The organism is Chitinophaga alhagiae (assembly GCF_003568665.1).
In the GTDB taxonomy this organism is placed as follows: Bacteria; Bacteroidota; Bacteroidia; order Chitinophagales; family Chitinophagaceae; genus Chitinophaga; species Chitinophaga alhagiae.
The window spans coordinates 880777-897897 of the sequence record NZ_QXMH01000001.1; the positions used below are offsets into that span (position 1 = coordinate 880777).

Sequence of the window (17121 nt, forward strand, 5' to 3'; positions counted from 1 at the left end):
GGAGGAATTAAGTTATCTGATCACTTGCATAACCCCGTTCATACCACGCCAGTGGCCGGGGAAGGTGCATACAAAAGGATAATCGCCCGGTACCCTCGGGGCGGTAAACTTAAGCACCACCGTTTCTCCCGGGCTCACCAGGCGGGTAGCCCACAGTACTTCCGGTACTTTGGGCACGTACTGCATTTGAGACGCTTTAGGGTCACGTACCATGGCATCTGCGGCGGCGCCTACCTTCTGGAGGGAGCCGGGCTTGATGATGAGCAGGTTATGCTGCATGCCGTCAGGGTTTTCCAGCCGGATGGTGACCTGCTGGCCGGCCTTTACGGAGATCTTTTTCTTATCGTACTGCATAATATCTTTCACCACCTTGAGATCTATCACCATCGGCGGCACCGTGCTTCCGCCGGCCGCTTCCGTTGTTTTGGCCACCGGCCGGTCCAGCTCCAGGCTGATGTTCTGCAGGCCTCCGGCAAAAGGGAAACGCCCGGTATAGTCTGTAACGTGGCTATCTTCCAGCGCATCTTCCCCTGCCCGCACCGGCGCCTGCGGCGAGGTGGCAAACAACGCGGGAGCTTTGGCGCGGGCTGCTTCCCTGCCATCTACCATCAATTGGATGCCGCCGTTTTTCAGGAGGGCGGCGCCGGCCTCGAACTTGTCTGGCAGGGGCGCGGTAGTGCTGGCTTTGTAAGCAACCCCTTTCTGGTTCACCACCATATGCAATGCGCCGTCTGCAATATAGAGGCCATAGCCGTTTTGGCTGTTGCCATGCGCCAGTATCAGCCCGTTAAGAGCACGTTCTCTCGGCTTGCTTACCATGGCTTTGATGAATATTTCTTTCCCCGCTGCGTCTGCGAAAAAGGGCGTGCCGCCCCTGTCCACTTTATAGGCGGCATGATGAAGGCCTTTGGTAATGGCCGTGCGGAATGCGCCGGAGCCCGCTGGCTGTGCCGCGGCAGCAGCCAGAAAGCCCTTTTCATGTGTAATGGCAGCGGCAAACAATGCACGCGCCAGCCAGAGGTCTTTAGCGTTCTGGCTGAGCCCCGCGGCTTTGTATACAAGCGTGCCCGCGGCGTTGGAAGCCGGGAAGTCTGCCAGAACGCGGAAGGCCGCTACGCGGGCATGCAGGTCTTTGTCATTCAGGATATTACTTTTAACAATGGCGTCAAGGCCGGCTTTGTTTTTGGGCAGCACTTCCACCGCCGCTTTGCGTACGCCCGCCGCAGGATGGCGGAGCGCTTTGGCCACCACGGCCATGGAAGCAGCGTTCAGTTCACCCAGGCCGTGCAGCGTCCATAAGGCGTGTACGGCGGGGCTATTCAGCCGGGCTTCATCTACTTTCAGGTTGCTGATGATCTTGTACAGGCCGGGTATCACTTCCTGCCGGTTGCCTTCCACCAGCAGGCGCTGGGCCGTCATTCTCCAGAACATATTGTCGTTTTCCAGCGCGGCCAGCAGGGCCGGAACGTTGGTTGCCGATAAATGAAGCGGCCGGTAAGGCTTTGCATTGTCATATACGATGCGGTAGATGCGGCCATGCGCCGAATCCCGCAGGTTGCTTTCAAAAGCGTTGCCCTTGCCGTGCGGCTGCTCCGTGAAGGGCAGCACTGTTTCCCGCGGCGCCTGTTCTTTTACGAATACATTATGCTGAATGATGAAGTTGTACCAGTCCGCCACCCATACCGCGCCGTCTGGCCCGGTTTGCGCCTGCACAGGGCCAAACCATTCATCCGAGCTGGCCAGCAGGTTCCAACCGTCTGTTTCCCGGAAACCCGCGCCATCCGGCTCTATAACAGCGTTATGTACCAGGCGTACGGTAGGCTCGTTCACAAAGGCCACCCTGTTCCAGTATTCTTTCGGGAAACTGCGGGCGGTATAAAAATGATGGCCCGTAGCAGAGGTGAAGCCGCCCACTACGTCTACCTGCCGCAGGTTGGGCGTCATGGCATGCACATCGTAATGGCCGTCTATTTTCTGGATGGGGTCTAATGCTTCCTGCTTGCCTGCCGTGCGCTGCATGTGCCGCGCGGGCAGGGAATAATATGCGCTGTGCGTATTGTTGGCGGTGGAAAGGAACACATGGTTATCTTCTGTAAAACCCAGCCCCCACGTATTATTGGAGCTTTTAGCCAGGAACTCGAAATTGCTGCCGTCTGGGCTGAAGTGATATACCCCCATGGGGAAGCGGAAAGGCTTGCCGTCTATTTTACCGTCAAAGCCTGAATAACCTACCACGCCCCATATCTTGTTGTCAAAGCCATACTGCAGGTTGGAGGGGCCGGCGTGTGTATCCTGCTTGCCCCATCCGGTCATGAGGATTTCCCTTACGTCCGCCTTGTCGTCCCCGTCCGTATCTTTCAGGAAAAGAAAATGCGGGGCCATGGACACAATGGCGCCGCCATTGGTCAGTACAATACTGGTGGGGATGTTGAGGCTATCCGCAAACACGGTGAACTTGTCTGCCTTGCCATCGCCATCTGTATCTTCACATATCTTGATACGGTCATTGGCCACGCTGTCTATTTCTGTAAATGCATTCGGGTAGTCAACAGACTCTACTATCCACAACCTTCCTCTTTCATCCCAGGTCATGGCAATAGGCTTGGTGATATCAGGCTCTGCGGCAAACAGCTGCATGCTGAAACCGGCAGGCGTTTGGGTGAGTTTGTTGGACTCCGCCGGAGAAAGCGCCTCCTGCATTTTGGGTACGGCGTAACGGCGCGTATAGTCAGCAATGGTGTCCGAGCTGTAGATGTCTACATCAGGGATGTTGAGGGCAGCCACGCGTTGCATCACACCGTCTCCCATTGCCCAACATACGCCGTTGCGGAGCATGTTCAGGAAATCCCGGTTCTTCCAGGTATTGTCACTGCTGCCATAGGCGGTATAGAACACGCGGCCGCGGCCCTGCGCGCGCGTCCAGGTGGTAGGCTCGGTACTCCGCCTGGTCAGTACCGTTATATCAGTTGCCAGTTGCTGGTGGGTAAGCAAGGCATCCGTGGTCTGGAAGGCATGCACTCCCTTCATTACAGCGTGAGTAGGGCTTTCGATCTGCATGGCGGTAACGCCTTCCCTGCTGCCTTTCAGGCGGCCGCCAAGCGCGCCCGCGTACCAGGCGGAATTTAGAAAGCTGCCGGAAGCCGAGTTGAGCAATACCAGCCCCTTCCCTCCCTCTACAAAACTCTTCAGGGCGGCCTCCCGTACCGGCGGCAGGGAAGGAAAGCTACCATGTATCACCAGCGCGTCGTAGTGCGCCAGCTTGCCTGGCGTCAGATCATCCAGCGAAGTAGTAAAAGTGAGGTTGATGCCGCTTTTGAACAGCTTGGTAGCCATCCAGGAGGCATGTTGCGAAGTACCGGGCTGCCCGAGAAACAGTATTTCAGCCCTTCCTTTTTTCTCCAAAGTGGAATATGCAAAAGAACATGCTACCACTACCAGCAATAAAAATCCGATTCGTTTCATCTTCTCTGTCTATTTGAAAAAACAATAATCACTCCGGCCGCTTCAGCGGGGGAAGCAGTACTGCCCTGTACCCGCCTTTTGACCGGTAGTACAGGATCATAAAAAAATACGCCGCCAGCATCACTACAGGGAACAGCGACACGGTGCGCAGGGCGTCTTTCTTGGCGTCTTCCTTTACGGCCGTGATGGTGGCCAGCGTTTGCGGTGTGGCGGTGGTGAGTTTGTCCGGGTCAATTACGCGGTAATCCCCAAAGAGGCCCGTACGCTGTTCTGTTACGTAAGTGCTGTGCAGCGCGGTGCCGTTGACGGCATCGTATTTTTCGAGGTTAGCGTCCAGTTGCTTGTCTTGCACAAAACCAAGTATCACCGCACCGATAACGCCCACGCCAACCTGCCCCACAGCGCTGGTGAAGTTGAGCGCCAATACGCCGCCCCGGGGAAACTGCTCTGCCACTACGCCCAGCATGGTACCCCATAAAAATGTTTTGCCCAGCGCATATACGGTAGCCGCCACAATGATCATAAAACCTGCGGCATAAGAAAGGAACTGCAAACCGCTTATGGCCACCAGCGCACTCAGCGCCAGCAAGCCCAGTGGTGCAAAGCGGTGTACGATGGGGCCGGAATAAAAACGGAGCACCGCCATAATGAGCGATGTGTAGATCAGCACCCAGCCGCCGCTCAATCCCGCCTTGGCCATTTCCGGCGCCATGAGGTCTGTGATCCAGCTATCTGTGCCCAGTTCCGTAGTAGCCAGCAATATCATTACCAGCAGCAGCAATATGAACATGGGCCGCCCCGGGGAGCGTACCACCACGCCCAGGATGGCGGTAGCGGCCAGCGAGATCACAATTTTACCGGTAAGCGACCAGCCCAGCAAACTGCCCAGCTGAAAAGTACACAGGCTGATAATGATGAACATGCCGCCTATCCCTACTTCCTTCACCATATCCAGGTAACTGACGCCTGCCCGCACCCGTTCGCTAACGGGGAAGCGGCGGTTGAAGATCATAACGCCATACAGCAGCACAGGTACCAGTATTACGCCAATGATCCATTCCCAGCGGAGGCCGGTATGCATCATGGCAATACCGGCAAGCCCTGCCAGCACCAGGCCGGAAGGCCAGCCGGCGTGCAGGATGTTGAGCCACTTTGTTTTTTCGTGCGGGTACATGGTGGCCACCACGGGATTCACCACCGCCTCTGCCGCACCGTTTCCCAACGCAAACAGCAGCGTACCCCAATACAACATCCAGTAGCCGTTGGCCATCATGGTGAGCAGCACAGACAGTACATGACAGGCAAAAGCGAACACCATGGCCATTTTATAACCCACCTTGTCTATGATGAGGCTGAACAGCACAATGCTGATACCGAACGGCCAGAAGCTGACGCCGAAAATTTCGCCCTGCTGGGTTTTGCTCAGCCCGAACTGAACGCCCCAGCCATCCATCAGAAAGGAACGGAACACAAATCCGAAGGCCGAGGCCACCAGTACGGTGAAACAGCCCCAGAAAAGAACGCGGTGACTGGAATGATGATGCGCTGCTGGTACGTTTATCTGCTGTCCGGCTACTGTTGGTGCTATATCCATTGAAACTTTTTAAGATACCGGTACCGGATGGCTACCCACGTGTCCACGTTCTATGGGCAACCACCGGCCGGTATTATCTTTAAAGCGAGAGCTTTACGATGGGTGAAAAAATCATGTCTTCCACACCCGCCACCTTCAGCCCGATGCGCGCAAACACGTAAGATTGCGCCGGCACCAGCTCTGGTACGGTTACCGTCATGGATACATTGTTCATGTCCGTTATATTGCCGCCGCTGATAGATGCGGAAGCAATGCTGTAATTAGCGCCATTGCCAGACACAAAAGCCGTTTTGTTGATGTACAGGTTTACCCTCTCAACATTGCGCGCACCGGCATCTGTAATGATCTTTTCTATTTTGAAAGTACCGGTAACCTTGCCTGCCGCCGCACTGAACTGGTGGTCCCTGATCATATAAAAAGGCATTACCTCCAGGTCCAGCTCCTTGTTGCCGCTCATGTTCACCACCACGGTGTCTGGCGCGCCGGCGCCGTTCTTCTTCCAGAGGAAAGGGCCCTGGTTGTCAGGGATGATGAGCTTGTATTCCCCGTCAAAAAGCAGTACGGAGAAAGTACCTTCCTGTGTGAAGGTGGTATTGCTTACCGGCCCCACCTTGCCAAAACCGTACTGGTACAACTGAAAAGGCACCTGGTTAAATTCCAGCTGAATGGGCTCTCCCTGGTATACCACCCGGCCGGTCAGTTTGGACGCCGGCGGGTCATAGTTATCTTTCTTGCAGGCAAACAGCGTAACGGCACCTAGTAATATTGCGAGTTTTTTCATGATGTCATTTTTTTACGGTTAGTCCTGGTTGGGTTGTTTCACAATTTTGGGGTTGTTGGAACGGATGTCGTTGTTGATGAACGAATAATAGTTCCCGAACAGGAAGCGGTTGGTACCTGTTACCAGGGAAGATTTCAGCACCTTGTACGTCCATTTGCCGTGGTTGACGCTGCCAGGGTTATGTACCTTGTACGGCCACAGCGCCCAGGGTTGGGTGTTCCGTTTTGTTGCCGCGCCTATGTCAGACAGGAGGTCTGCCTCCGTAAGCGGCACGCCGTCCCAGATGGTGTGGGCCCTTCTCCAGCGTTTGTTGTCAAATAATACATGCCCTTCAAAAGACAGCTCTGCCCGGCGTTCATGTACAATACGGTCAAACGTGATGTCTCCGGCCGCCAGGGGGATCACCAGTCCGGCGCGCTTGCGCACTTCGTTCATATACCCCACGGCCACACCGGCCTGCCCCAGTTCATAAGCCGCTTCTGCCGCGTTCAGCAATACTTCCGCATAACGGTACCGTATAAACGGCACTTCGCTGCCGGTACCCCTGGAGCCGGAGCCCGCAGCAGGATCGAGATACTTGCGGAGGTAAAAGCCTGACTGGGCGGTGTGCTCCTTGCCGGTGATAGGGCCGTCAAAGCCTACTATCTGCACGGGTGTGGTTGTACCGGGCAGGGGTTTCAACTGGCCGCGGTCGTCTCCTGTAATGATGCCGCCGTCTCCCAGTATGTAACCGGCCCAGATATCTACCGGCCGGCCTTTGAACATGGAGCCGGGCAATATCACGGTGCCGCCGAGGCGGGCATCCCTGTCTGCAAAAATATCCAGCTGGTTATCGTAATAGACAGGATTGCCATTGCCGTCTTTTACCGGCAGGGGCGCAAAGGTGTTGTCCAGCTTTTCGAAACTCTGTACCAGGTTGAGCGAGGGGTTGATGCGGCCGCCTTCCTCTTCTTCCGCGCCGAAGCGGGGCTGGTTCCACTGGGTGAAACCATGCACCTTGCCGCTTTTCAGTTTGAAGTCTTCAATAAAGATGGATTCAGGGTTATTGCCCTTGTCATAAAAAATAGCTGCAAAATTCTCTTGCAGGTCGGATTTGTAGTTATACAAGGCATAAGCCCCGGCGGAGCCGCCGATGATCTCCTGCGCAAGTGTGAGGGCTTTGGTATAATATTCATTGGCCTTTGCCGCAGGTATGCCCACTTCACCGCCCGGCAGGCTTACCTGCGGGGTGTTCACGCCGTATTTGGCAATAGAGCCGGCATACAGCGCCGCACGGGTGGCCATGGCCAGCGCTGCTCCCCTTGAGGCGCGCGATTTTACGGACGCATCCGCGGGCAGGTCCATCTTGATGGCTTCCGCCTCGCTGATCACGAAGTCGTACATTTCAGCCTCCTTTGCGCGCGGATGCTGCAGGTAGGTAGGGTCTCCCTTGTAATCGTACTGCATGGATTCCAGTACCAGCGGTACACCACCCATCCGCTTCGTCAGCTCAAAATAGAAATTGGCGCGCAGGAAACGGCCTTCCGCCAGGAAACGTTTTTTGTCGTCGGCAGACAGCTTTTCAGCCGCCTCGCAGCGCTCCAGGAAAAGGTTCATTTCGCGGATGTAGGCATAGTCCCAGTTGCTCCAGCTGCCATAACCCCAGCCGGTGCGCCGCACAATATCCAGGTCCCCGCCGTTCTGGGAGGGAAAACTTTCGCTGAAATCGGCCATGGACTGCCAGCTTTTCACCGTTGAAATGTCCAGCTGCCGGCTGTACAGGTTGGCCAGGATGGAAAGCGCCTGCGCCGGGTCTGACAGCGCCTGTTCATTCGTAAAAATGTTGGTGGGCTGAACATCCAGGAACTCGCTTTCCTTTTTGCAACTGCCCGCCCCTATGATGATAGCGGCCAGTAATGCGGTATATAGTATGTTCTTTGTGTGCATAATAGTAAGATTGAATTAAAAGGACAGGTTAACGCCTACGTTGAATACCTTGCTCTGCGGGTATTGCAGCCCGTTCGTTTCCGTTATTTCCGCATCCGTGTCGTACTGCTGCATATTGTCCAGCGAAAAGAGGTTGAACGTGTTGACATAAAAACGGGCGCGTTGTATTTTGGCCCTGTTCACCAGTGATGCGGGCAGCGTATACCCTATTTCTATGGTACGGGCCCGGAAATAGCTCACATCATGCCCCCAGAAGGTAGACCAGCGGTTGTTGCTATGCCCGTTGTCGTTGTAGCGCAGGGCCGGGTATTTGCCGGGTACCCAGGCGCTGTTGCGGTCATACGGGTCTGTTCTGTGCCAGCGGTCTGTAAATATCTTGTTGAGATTGCCGTCGTTAATGAAAGGCACTTTCATTTCCCATTCCTGGAACCAGGTGAAGTGGGAAGCGCCGGAGAAATCTGCCGTGAGGTCAAAGTTCTTCCAGGTAGCGCCGATCTGCAGGCCAAAGTTCATGTTGGGCGTACGCCAGGTGGCCCAGCCAATAGGGCGCCGGTCGTTATCCGTAATTCTGCCGTCACCGTCTACGTCTTTGTAGATAAGATCTCCGGGGAGCAATGTTCTGTTGCCTTCACCGTCAATGTTAACAGGATAGTTATTGATCTCTTCCTGCGAAGTAAACTGCCCAATGGCTTCCCATCCCCATTCAAAACCCTGCACGCGCCCCTCATTGGAAGCGAAATAACGGTCTACCGAGTTGAAGAAAACAGGGTTATAAGACTGCAGGAACTTGCCGCGGGAATAAGACACGTTACCGCCGATGTTCAGTTTCACCTCACCCAGGTCTGCACGGTAGTTCAATGAGAACTCCTGCCCGTAGCGCGCATCACTGTTGATGTTCTCATCCGGCAGGTCGTACCCCAGCTCGGAAGGCATCAGCACATCTGACTTGCGGCCGCGCAGCCCCGTTCTTTTCCGGTAGAAATAATCGTAGGAGCCGCTGAGCTTGCCGCCAAAGAGGCTGAAATCAAAACCTAAGTCAAAAATGGAGCTTTCCAGCCAGGAAATGTTGGTAATGGGAATGCCCCGGTCACGCGAGCCCAGCACTACCTTGCCATCCAGGATGGCCATGCCTACGTTGTAGCCATAACCTTCCAGGTAGGCAAATTCACCCAGGCCCAGCGCGGTCCCGTCATCTCCCAGTAAACCGTAAGATGCGCGGAGCTTGAGGTCTGTCAGCACCTTATTGTTCCCCAGCAGGTTTTTCATAAAACCCTCTTCTGTAATACGCCAGCCGCCGGACACGCTGGGGAAGTAGCCCACCCTTTTACCGGGGGCAAACAGATAGGACGCATCGCGGCGCATAATGCCTTCGAGGAAATATTTGTTGCCGTATACATAGTTCAGGCGGCCGGCAATCCCTGTTCTTGCCTGCCGGAAATCTTCATCCGTATACGTATCTGCTGTATTGAAATAGATCAGCGGCAGGTTGTTGGAGATGGGCACGGCATGTATCCAGTTCCGCAGCCGCTGGTTCTTGATGCGTTCTGATACGATCATGGCGGAAACAGTATGCTTGCCAAAGGTCTTGTTGTAGGCAAGGCTGATCTGCGAGCTGATGTTGATCACCTTCTCCTGGTTACGCTCCCGCCAGGGGTTGGTACTGCCGCCGGTGCGGGTGTATGTGTCGTCAGCGGGATTGTAGGTATATGTATCGTATGTGTATTCATGGTTGTTCAGCACATTGTCCGCAATGTAATAGGAGTAAAGGCCGGAGAGCTTCAGGCCGTCAATGCCGGGTATTTCCCATTCCGCATCCAGGTTCATCTGCAACTGCCGCCATTCGCTTTTGAACTTGCCGGCGTACTGGGTATTGAGGTACCCCCAGTTGGTTTCGTTGTGCTTGATGTCGTTGAGATATTGCGGGTTGTCATTGGCGTAAGGTCTTTCCATAGGCGTGTTGCGCAGAATGGCGAAACGCGCCTGCCAGTAATCGTCCCCGCCCGGTACGCCGGGGTTATCTCGCGTTTCAATGCGGCCATTGATGGAACTGCCTACCTTCAGGCCGTTGGCCACCCTGGCCGTGATGTTTGACTGGATGTTGGTCCTGCTGAACTTGTACTCGCGGCCCAGTACAGAGTTCTGGAAAGTGTTGGTGGCGGATACATAATAGGTCACTTTGTCCGTGCCGCCGGTAAAGTTGAGGTTATATACATTGAGCGGGGTGTTGTCTTTCACGATGAAGTCCCGCCAGTTAAAGCTCTTGTAGCCGTATTCCGTTCCCGCCTTGTACCGCTCCAGCTCTTCAGGCGTGATATTGGTGGTGATGGGGTTAGCGCCTACGGCGAGCGTACGGTTCATTTCCGCTTCTGCTTTCAGGCTCATGTATTGGTAGGAATTGTCCAGCACGTCAATGAACCGCGTCCAGCTCTGCATGCCCAGGCTCACGTCAAGATTGATGGAGCTGCGGCTGCCCAGCCTGCCTCTTTTGGTTTGCACCACCACTACCCCGTTTGCCGCGCGCACGCCGTAAATGGCCGCGGCCGCATCTTTGAGGAAAGAAATGCTTTCAATGTCTTGCGCGGCAATATTGTTGAACTGCCCGGCATCCTGCTGCACCCCGTCTATGACATACAGGGGCGCGCCCATATTCCGGATCTCGATGTTGGCAGAAGCGCCCGGCCGCCCGTCTGGCATGCGGAAAGATACGCCCGGCACCTTGCCGGCCAGTGTGGTGCTGGTGGTTGCGCCACCCCGCACGTTGCCGATATCTTCCGCGGATACTACGGAAATGGCGTTGGTGAGCGATTGTTTTTTGGTAGAGCCGTAGCCCACTATTACAACGTCTGTAAGGTCAGTGGCGGAAGACTGCAATACCACGTTCAGGCTGCTGCGGCCCTCTACGGCCAGCTCCTGGTTCTTGAAGCCTACCATGGTAAATACCAGTATGCCGCTGGGTTTTACAGAAATGGTATAAGTGCCGTCCGTGGCAGACAGCGTACCGTTCCGAGTGCCTTTTTCATAAATGGTCACGTTGGGCAACACTGCGCCCGTACTGTCTTTTACAACACCTGCTACTTTTACGGCTGTTTGTGACATGGCGGGGCTGAGAAACGAGGTACATGCCAGCAACAACAGCAGCCATGTTTTACCGGCTCCTCCGCCGGAACGGCATGTTATAAAATGGAATGCGTGTTTAATTTCTTTCATAATGTGAAATTGATTTTGGTGATGTGGAAGACATGGTATTCCCTTCAGGCCGTTTTCACTGTTTGAACGCCAGTCAATTGTTCGGGAAATAATCAGCGGAATTGAATACTGCGCACACGCCGGGTCTTCATGGCATCAATTCCATCAACGTGGGTATCTTCTTTTGTTTCTCTGAAGCATTGCTGTGCTAACCGGTTAATCAACTTTTGAATGCGGGTCAAAGAAAGAACAATCTTTTTAGAAGCATTAGTCGTTTCATTTCATTCTTTCGTTAAAATGTAACAATTTCGAATTGGCATGAACATTCTGTCTTTATAATTATATTTGGACAAAGCGCGTAAACATCTCCCATTGAAGTATAAATTCCACATCCTGCTATTGCTCTTCGTGCTTTCCGTCGGCGTGGGAACGGCACAGCAGTATTATTTCAGGCACTACCAGGTAGAAGACGGCTTGTCTCACAACACGGTATTTTCGGTTATGCAAGACCGGCAGGGGTTTGTATGGATGGGTACCAAAGACGGCCTGAACCGGTTTGACGGCAATATTTTCAAGATATTCCGGCATATCCCGGGAGACAGTACCAGCATTGGCCACAACTTTGTGTTCAACCTCTGCGAAGACCCCAACGGGCAAATATGGGTAGGCACAGGAGACGGCCTGTACCGTTATATTGCTGTTACGGAAAGTTTCAAACGCGTGGAAAGCTCCGGCCATGGCAACATAGGCGCCCTGCATTGTGATACCGCCTGGCATGTATGGTACATCTTTAGCGGCCGCGTAATGCAGTACGATCCCCTGCGGGATACCACTATCCAATACGAGAATGCCGGTGGCCTCGGTGGCATTACAGACATGCACCGCGGCAAAGACGGCACCCTCTGGCTGGCCAACTACCAAGGCATGGTGAGCAGCTTTCAGCAACCGGAAAAAAAGTTCGACCTGTTTGCCCACTCTCCCCGGCCGCTGAGCCGCCACATCTGCAGGATCATGGAAACCACCGGCGGCAGCCTGCTGGTGGGCACTGCCAACCAGGGCCTGAAGCTGCTGCACACCCGCAGCGGGCAGTATGAAGACCTGCTCTGCTACAACCCTGATGAACTGCCGGTGTATGTGCGCGACATTCATCACTATAATGGGGACGAATACTGGATTGCCACAGAATCAGGCATCTACATCTACAACCTGTCCACCCGGCGGCACATCAACCTGCGCAAACAATACAACAATCCCTACTCCCTGTCTGACAATGCCATCTACTTCCTGGAAAAAGACAAGGAGGGCGGCATGTGGGCCGGCACCTACTTTGGCGGCGTAAACTATTACCCCCGGCAGTATACCTATTTTGAAAAGCACTTCCCTGACAACAGCAGTAACTCCATCAGCGGCAATGCAGTCCGGGAAATATGCGAAGACATGTACGGCAACATCTGGATAGGCACGGAAGACAACGGCATCAATAAACTGGACCCCGCCACCGGCAAGATCACCCAATATACTCCCAGCCAGAAAAACAAGAGCATTTCACACACCAACATACACGGGCTGTACGCAGAAGGTAATAACCTGTGGATAGGCACGCTGGACAATGGTATGGACCAGATGAACATCCCCACCGGCAAAGTAATACGCCACTACTCCGCGAGCCCGGAAACCTTCCGCAACAACTTCATTCTCACTTTTCACAAAACCGCCAACGGGCAGCTGCTGGTGGGCACCGGCTCCGAACTGGCGCGTTATGACACAGCACGCGCCAATTTTGTAAAGGTAGATGAAGTACCATACAGCAACATCCGGTCCATTGCCGAAGATGAAGAAGGCACCATTTGGGTAGGTACCGCGGACCAGGGGATATTCTATTACAATACCCGTACCGGCCGGAAGGGCAGTTACCAGCACAACGACAAAGACCCCTGCAGCATTAACAGCAATACCATCAACACCCTGATGGTAGACAGCCGGCAAAACATCTGGGCGGGCAGTGAAGGCGCCGGCCTCAGCATGCTTAACAGGCAGACCAATTGTTTTACCCACTACGGTACGCAACATGGCCTGCCCAGCGGCTATGTATTCAAAATACTGCAGGACAACAGCAACCGCATGTGGATCACTACCTCCCGCGGGCTGGCCTGCCTAACACCCGCTACAGGAGAAATGCAGGTGTATACCAGCATCAACGGCCTGCTGAACGACCAGTTCAACTACAACTCCGGCTACAAAGACAAAAAAGGGAAAATGTACTTCGGCAGCGTAAAAGGCATGATCAGCTTCTACCCCGACCGTTTTACGAAAGACACCTTTACGGCCCCCATCTACATCACCGGCTTTCATTTAAAAGACGGAGAAACCAGCCTGAACCATAAAAAGGCCATCCTCTTCACCAGGAAGATAACGCTCCCGTATTACCAGTCTTCTTTCAACATAGACTTTTCCGCCCTCAGCTTCACCGCGCCGGACATGATCTCCTACGCCTATAAAATGGAAGGGCTAGACAGGGAATGGACTTACCTGAAAACCAACAGGCTGGCCTATTTCACAGACCTGAAACCAGGGCAGTACACTTTCAGGGTCACCACTACCGACAACAACGGAAGGCTGGCGCCGCAGCATGCCGCGCTGGAAATAGTGATAGAGCCGCCTTTCTGGGCTACTTCCTGGGCCTACCTCCTGTACTTCCTGGTGGGCGTTAACCTGCTCTATTATTTTATCAGCCAATACCACCACCGGCAAAACCTCAAACACAAACGAAAGCTGGAAGAGCTGCAGCATAAAAAGGAAAAGGAGCTGTACCAGGCCAAAATAGATTTTCTCACCAATGTGGCGCATGAGATCAACACACCGCTGACCCTTATCAAAGGCCCACTGGAGCAAGTGATAGAAGATCCTGAAAATATCCGCGCCAATCATCACAACCTGCTTATTATGGAGCGCAATACCAACAGGCTGGTGCAGCTCACCAATCAATTGCTGGACTTCCGGCAAACAGAATCTACCGGTTTCCGCCTTCATTTTACGCACCTTAACATTTCCGCCATTTTACAGGATACGTATGACAACTTCAAGCTGCCCGCGCAGCAGAAAAAGCTGCATTTCCTGCTGCGGATGCCCGAAAAAGAGTTATATGCTTACGCAGATGAAGAAGGGATCAACAAAATATTCAGCAACCTCTTCAGCAACGCGCTGAAGTATGCAGACACAACGGTGCTGGCCGTGCTGAAAGAAACGGACAACAGCAGCATGCTGCAGCTGGAAGTGTGTAACGATGGCCTGCTGATACCGGAAAATATGCGCGAAAAGATATTTGTGCCGTTTGTAAGGCTCAAAGAGAATGAAAAACAGAAAGGCACCGGCATAGGGCTTTCCATCAGCCGCTCGCTGGCAGACCTGCACAAGGGCAACCTTTCCGTTACACAGCAACACAACATGAACGTATTTATTTTCAGGTTTCCCGTACTGGCGGCAACACCCTGATTGATTGACCAAAATTTAACCACGCTATGCAACCAACTATCTTGCTTGTAGACGACAATGAGGAAATTGTTGAATTTGTAACTTCCATCCTGCTGGCCGATTACACCATTCTTACCGCTGAAAACGGGGAGGAGGCCATTGCCGTTCTTCACTCAGAGTCGGTAGACCTGGTGATCAGCGATGTAATGATGCCCGTGATGGACGGCTTTGAGCTTTGCAAGCGTATCAAAACCACCTTCGAGATCAGCCACATCCCTGTTATACTGCTCACTGCCAAAAACACGCTCCAGTCAAAAATAGAAGGCCTGGAAACCGGTGCAGACGCATACATTGAAAAACCTTTCTCCCCTGCGCACCTCAAAGTGCAGATGACCAACCTGCTGATGAACCGCCACAAAATACGGCAGTACTTTGCCCAAACGCCGCTGGTACACATCAACACCATGGCCCACACACGGGAAGATGAGGCGTTCCTCGAAAACATTCACAACTGCATACTGCGGGAAATCGAAAATACGGAGCTGGATGTGGAACATCTCTCCCGCTCCGTGAATATGAGCCGGGTGAGCCTTTACCGGAAAATAAAAGCCATCTCAGACCTTACGCCGCATGAGCTGATCAACATTACCCGGCTGAAAAAGGCCGCGGAACTCCTCAGCACGCAACAATACAAGATTTATGAAGTGGCCATGATGGTTGGCTACAAATCGCAGACGCACTTTGGCAAAAACTTCATCAAGCAGTTCGGGATGAGCCCCAGCCAGTATATTCTTCAAAAAAAATGAGTTTACCGGGGTGTTTTCAAAGCAAGCCCTTTGAGCAATATAGACAATAGAAGGAACTCCCCGTGCTGAAATAATACTTCAGCATAGGGAAAAGCATAAGACATTTTACCACAGGCACAACAACCGTTACTCCTTATAAAGCTCGGCATTGTCTTCCCGGCAGCAGCAGAAATGTGATGAAAAGGGAAGTTTGGGGTATTGGAGTTCCCCGAAATGGTTTGGGGCAGCAAAAAACGAGATGCCCTGAAAACGTCTTGCTTTCAGGGCATCTGAAAAGGGGCGGCTGCTTCCAGCCTGGCTCCCTACTGTTTGGCCGTCATGTACCCCGGTGTCTGGTTCACCAGCGGGTCATTTGTCCAGATGGCGGTTTCTACCGGCCAGAGTGTTCTGTAGCCGTTAGTGCCCTTGTCCAGCACGCCATACGGATGCTGCACGCTTTGATACACCAGCGGCTCAGTACCATACTTCATCCTTCTCAGATCATACCAGCGTTTGCCTTCAAATACGAACTCCTTGCTTCTTTCGTTAAAAATAGCCAGTTCATTGGCGTCTTTGCTGCCGTTCACAAAAGGAGCCGGGTCGTTACCGGCGCCACCATATGCCCTGTCCCTGATCTGCTTGATGTACGGAGCAGGGTCTTCACCCTGTGCATTGGCAATTTCCGCCAGCATCAACAGGCGGTCTGCTTCGCGGTACAATGGCCAGTCGTCAGAAAAGTACCGTTTATTGGCATCTATAGTGCCCAGGAACTTCACCAGCGCTGTATTTCTTACCGTGGTAACATAAGGCGTTACGGAAGTATTGACCTGGTAATAATCATAAAAAGTAGCGTTGCGGCGGGTATCTGTTACATCAAAAGACTGAAAGAACTCGAACTTGTAACGGTAACGCTGAATGATCTGTTGTGAGTTCACGTCCGCAATTTTCAGCGGATCTATCAGGAAGTTGCCGGGGCCGGCGCTTACCGTAGAATCTTTATAATGCAGGCCGTTGAAATTAAATGTGGAATAGGTGAACATGGATATGCCGCTCATTTCCGCTTCACCCACCCGGAAGCTCAAAGACAGGATGATCTCGCTGTTCCTCTTTTGGGCATAGGTAAACACATCTGCAAACTTTGGCAGCAGCGAGTAACCGGTAACGGCGGTTAACGCGGAGCTGGCCGCTGTAAGGTCTGCCGTGGTGCCATATACTTTGGCCGACCAGAGGTATATTTCACCTTTCAGCATGCGTGCCGCATTGGGCGTAAACATGCTCTTGTCTGCGGAGGCCGCGCCGCCAAAAAGAGCCAGCGACTTGTCTACATCGCTTTTCACCTGCGCCAGCACTTCTGCTTCTGTAGCTCTTGCCTTCCGCAGGGCTACCGGGTCTGTTACCCCGTTGAGCACCTCCGCGCTCAGGCGCAGCGGCACGCCGCCATAGGTACGCAGCAGGTGGAAATAGTAGAAGGCGCGCAATGCATAAGCCTGGCCCAGCAGGAAATTCTTTCGTTCTTCTGTCAGAAAAGTAACCGGTTCCACCTTCTGGATGAACAGGTTCACCTGCAGTATGGGGCCGTACATGCCCGCCCAGCTGGTAATGCCGGGGGAGGTTTCTTCCAGGCGCTGTTCCACTACGGGCAGCTCGTTGAGAGAGGTGTTTTGCACGTCTACATTGCTGAGGCTGCCGCCGCGCATCTCTCCCAGCCGGTAAAACATAAACTGGTTGTCACGCAACTGCTTGTGCAGGCCCACCATAAAATTGCTGACCTGAGACTCGTTCTGCCAGAAGTTGCCGTCTCCAAAATAGTCTTCCGGCGCCAGCTCCAGTGACTTGTGGCAGGATGTGGCAGAGATGGCCAATATCAGCACCCAGCATAAATATCTGTACTTTATCATGTCAATATTTTTAAGAAG

At 53.4% G+C, this 17121-nt stretch carries 8 protein-coding genes; 2 read left to right on the top strand and 6 right to left on the bottom strand.

The window, feature by feature from the left end; genetic code table 11:
* Positions 1 to 12: 12 nt before the first annotated feature.
* The 5 genes from D3A97_RS03440 to D3A97_RS03460 all read right to left on the bottom strand — a co-directional run bounded on the left by D3A97_RS03440 (position 13) and on the right by D3A97_RS03460 (position 10859).
* Positions 13 to 3462 carry a PVC-type heme-binding CxxCH protein gene (locus D3A97_RS03440; RefSeq protein WP_119076655.1) on the bottom strand — a complete coding sequence of 1150 codons (3450 nt, stop codon included), beginning with the start codon at positions 3460 to 3462 and terminating at the stop codon, positions 13 to 15.
* Between the two features lie 28 nt (positions 3463 to 3490).
* Entirely contained in the window at positions 3491 to 5056 is a 1566-nt protein-coding gene (locus D3A97_RS03445; protein ID WP_119076657.1) for an MFS transporter, read from the bottom strand.
* A gap of 79 nt (positions 5057 to 5135) precedes the next feature.
* Positions 5136 to 5837, bottom strand: coding sequence for a DUF3823 domain-containing protein (locus tag D3A97_RS03450; RefSeq protein ID WP_119076659.1), 702 nt, complete (start codon positions 5835 to 5837; stop codon positions 5136 to 5138).
* An 18-nt stretch (positions 5838 to 5855) separates the two neighbouring features.
* Positions 5856 to 7763 carry a RagB/SusD family nutrient uptake outer membrane protein gene (locus D3A97_RS03455; RefSeq protein ID WP_119076661.1) on the bottom strand — a complete coding sequence of 636 codons (1908 nt, stop codon included), beginning with the start codon at positions 7761 to 7763 and terminating at the stop codon, positions 5856 to 5858.
* Positions 7764 to 7778: 15 nt separating this feature from the next.
* Entirely contained in the window at positions 7779 to 10859 is a 3081-nt protein-coding gene (locus D3A97_RS03460) for a SusC/RagA family TonB-linked outer membrane protein (protein WP_232825836.1), read from the bottom strand.
* A gap of 462 nt (positions 10860 to 11321) precedes the next feature.
* Between D3A97_RS03460 and D3A97_RS03465 the strand changes: the two genes are divergently transcribed.
* Together D3A97_RS03465 and D3A97_RS03470 are read left to right on the top strand one after the other, a co-directional pair.
* Positions 11322 to 14441 (top strand): ligand-binding sensor domain-containing protein, encoded by a 3120-nt coding sequence (locus tag D3A97_RS03465; protein ID WP_198673849.1) that lies wholly within the window; start codon positions 11322 to 11324, stop codon positions 14439 to 14441.
* A 26-nt stretch (positions 14442 to 14467) separates the two neighbouring features.
* Entirely contained in the window at positions 14468 to 15226 is a 759-nt protein-coding gene (locus tag D3A97_RS03470) for a response regulator transcription factor (protein WP_119076667.1), read from the top strand.
* Between the two features lie 302 nt (positions 15227 to 15528).
* Here the strand turns inward: D3A97_RS03470 and D3A97_RS03475 are convergent, their stop codons facing one another.
* On the bottom strand, positions 15529 to 17103 hold the full coding sequence (locus D3A97_RS03475) for a RagB/SusD family nutrient uptake outer membrane protein (RefSeq protein ID WP_119076670.1): 1575 nt from the start codon (positions 17101 to 17103) through the stop codon (positions 15529 to 15531).
* Positions 17104 to 17121 lie beyond the last annotated feature (18 nt).

Bases quoted from the DNA above. Each gene is read 5' to 3' on its own strand.
- D3A97_RS03445 (WP_119076657.1), bottom strand. From the start codon at position 5,056: ATGGATATAGCACCAACAGTAGCCGGACAGCAGATAAACGTACCAGCA.
- D3A97_RS03460 (WP_232825836.1), bottom strand. From the start codon at position 10,859: ATGTCACAAACAGCCGTAAAAGTAGCAGGTGTTGTAAAAGACAGTACG.
- D3A97_RS03475 (WP_119076670.1), bottom strand. From the start codon at position 17,103: ATGATAAAGTACAGATATTTATGCTGGGTGCTGATATTGGCCATCTCT.
- D3A97_RS03470 (WP_119076667.1), top strand. From the start codon at position 14,468: ATGCAACCAACTATCTTGCTTGTAGACGACAATGAGGAAATTGTTGAA.
- D3A97_RS03455 (WP_119076661.1), bottom strand. From the start codon at position 7,763: ATGCACACAAAGAACATACTATATACCGCATTACTGGCCGCTATCATC.
- D3A97_RS03440 (WP_119076655.1), bottom strand. From the start codon at position 3,462: ATGAAACGAATCGGATTTTTATTGCTGGTAGTGGTAGCATGTTCTTTT.
- D3A97_RS03450 (WP_119076659.1), bottom strand. From the start codon at position 5,837: ATGAAAAAACTCGCAATATTACTAGGTGCCGTTACGCTGTTTGCCTGC.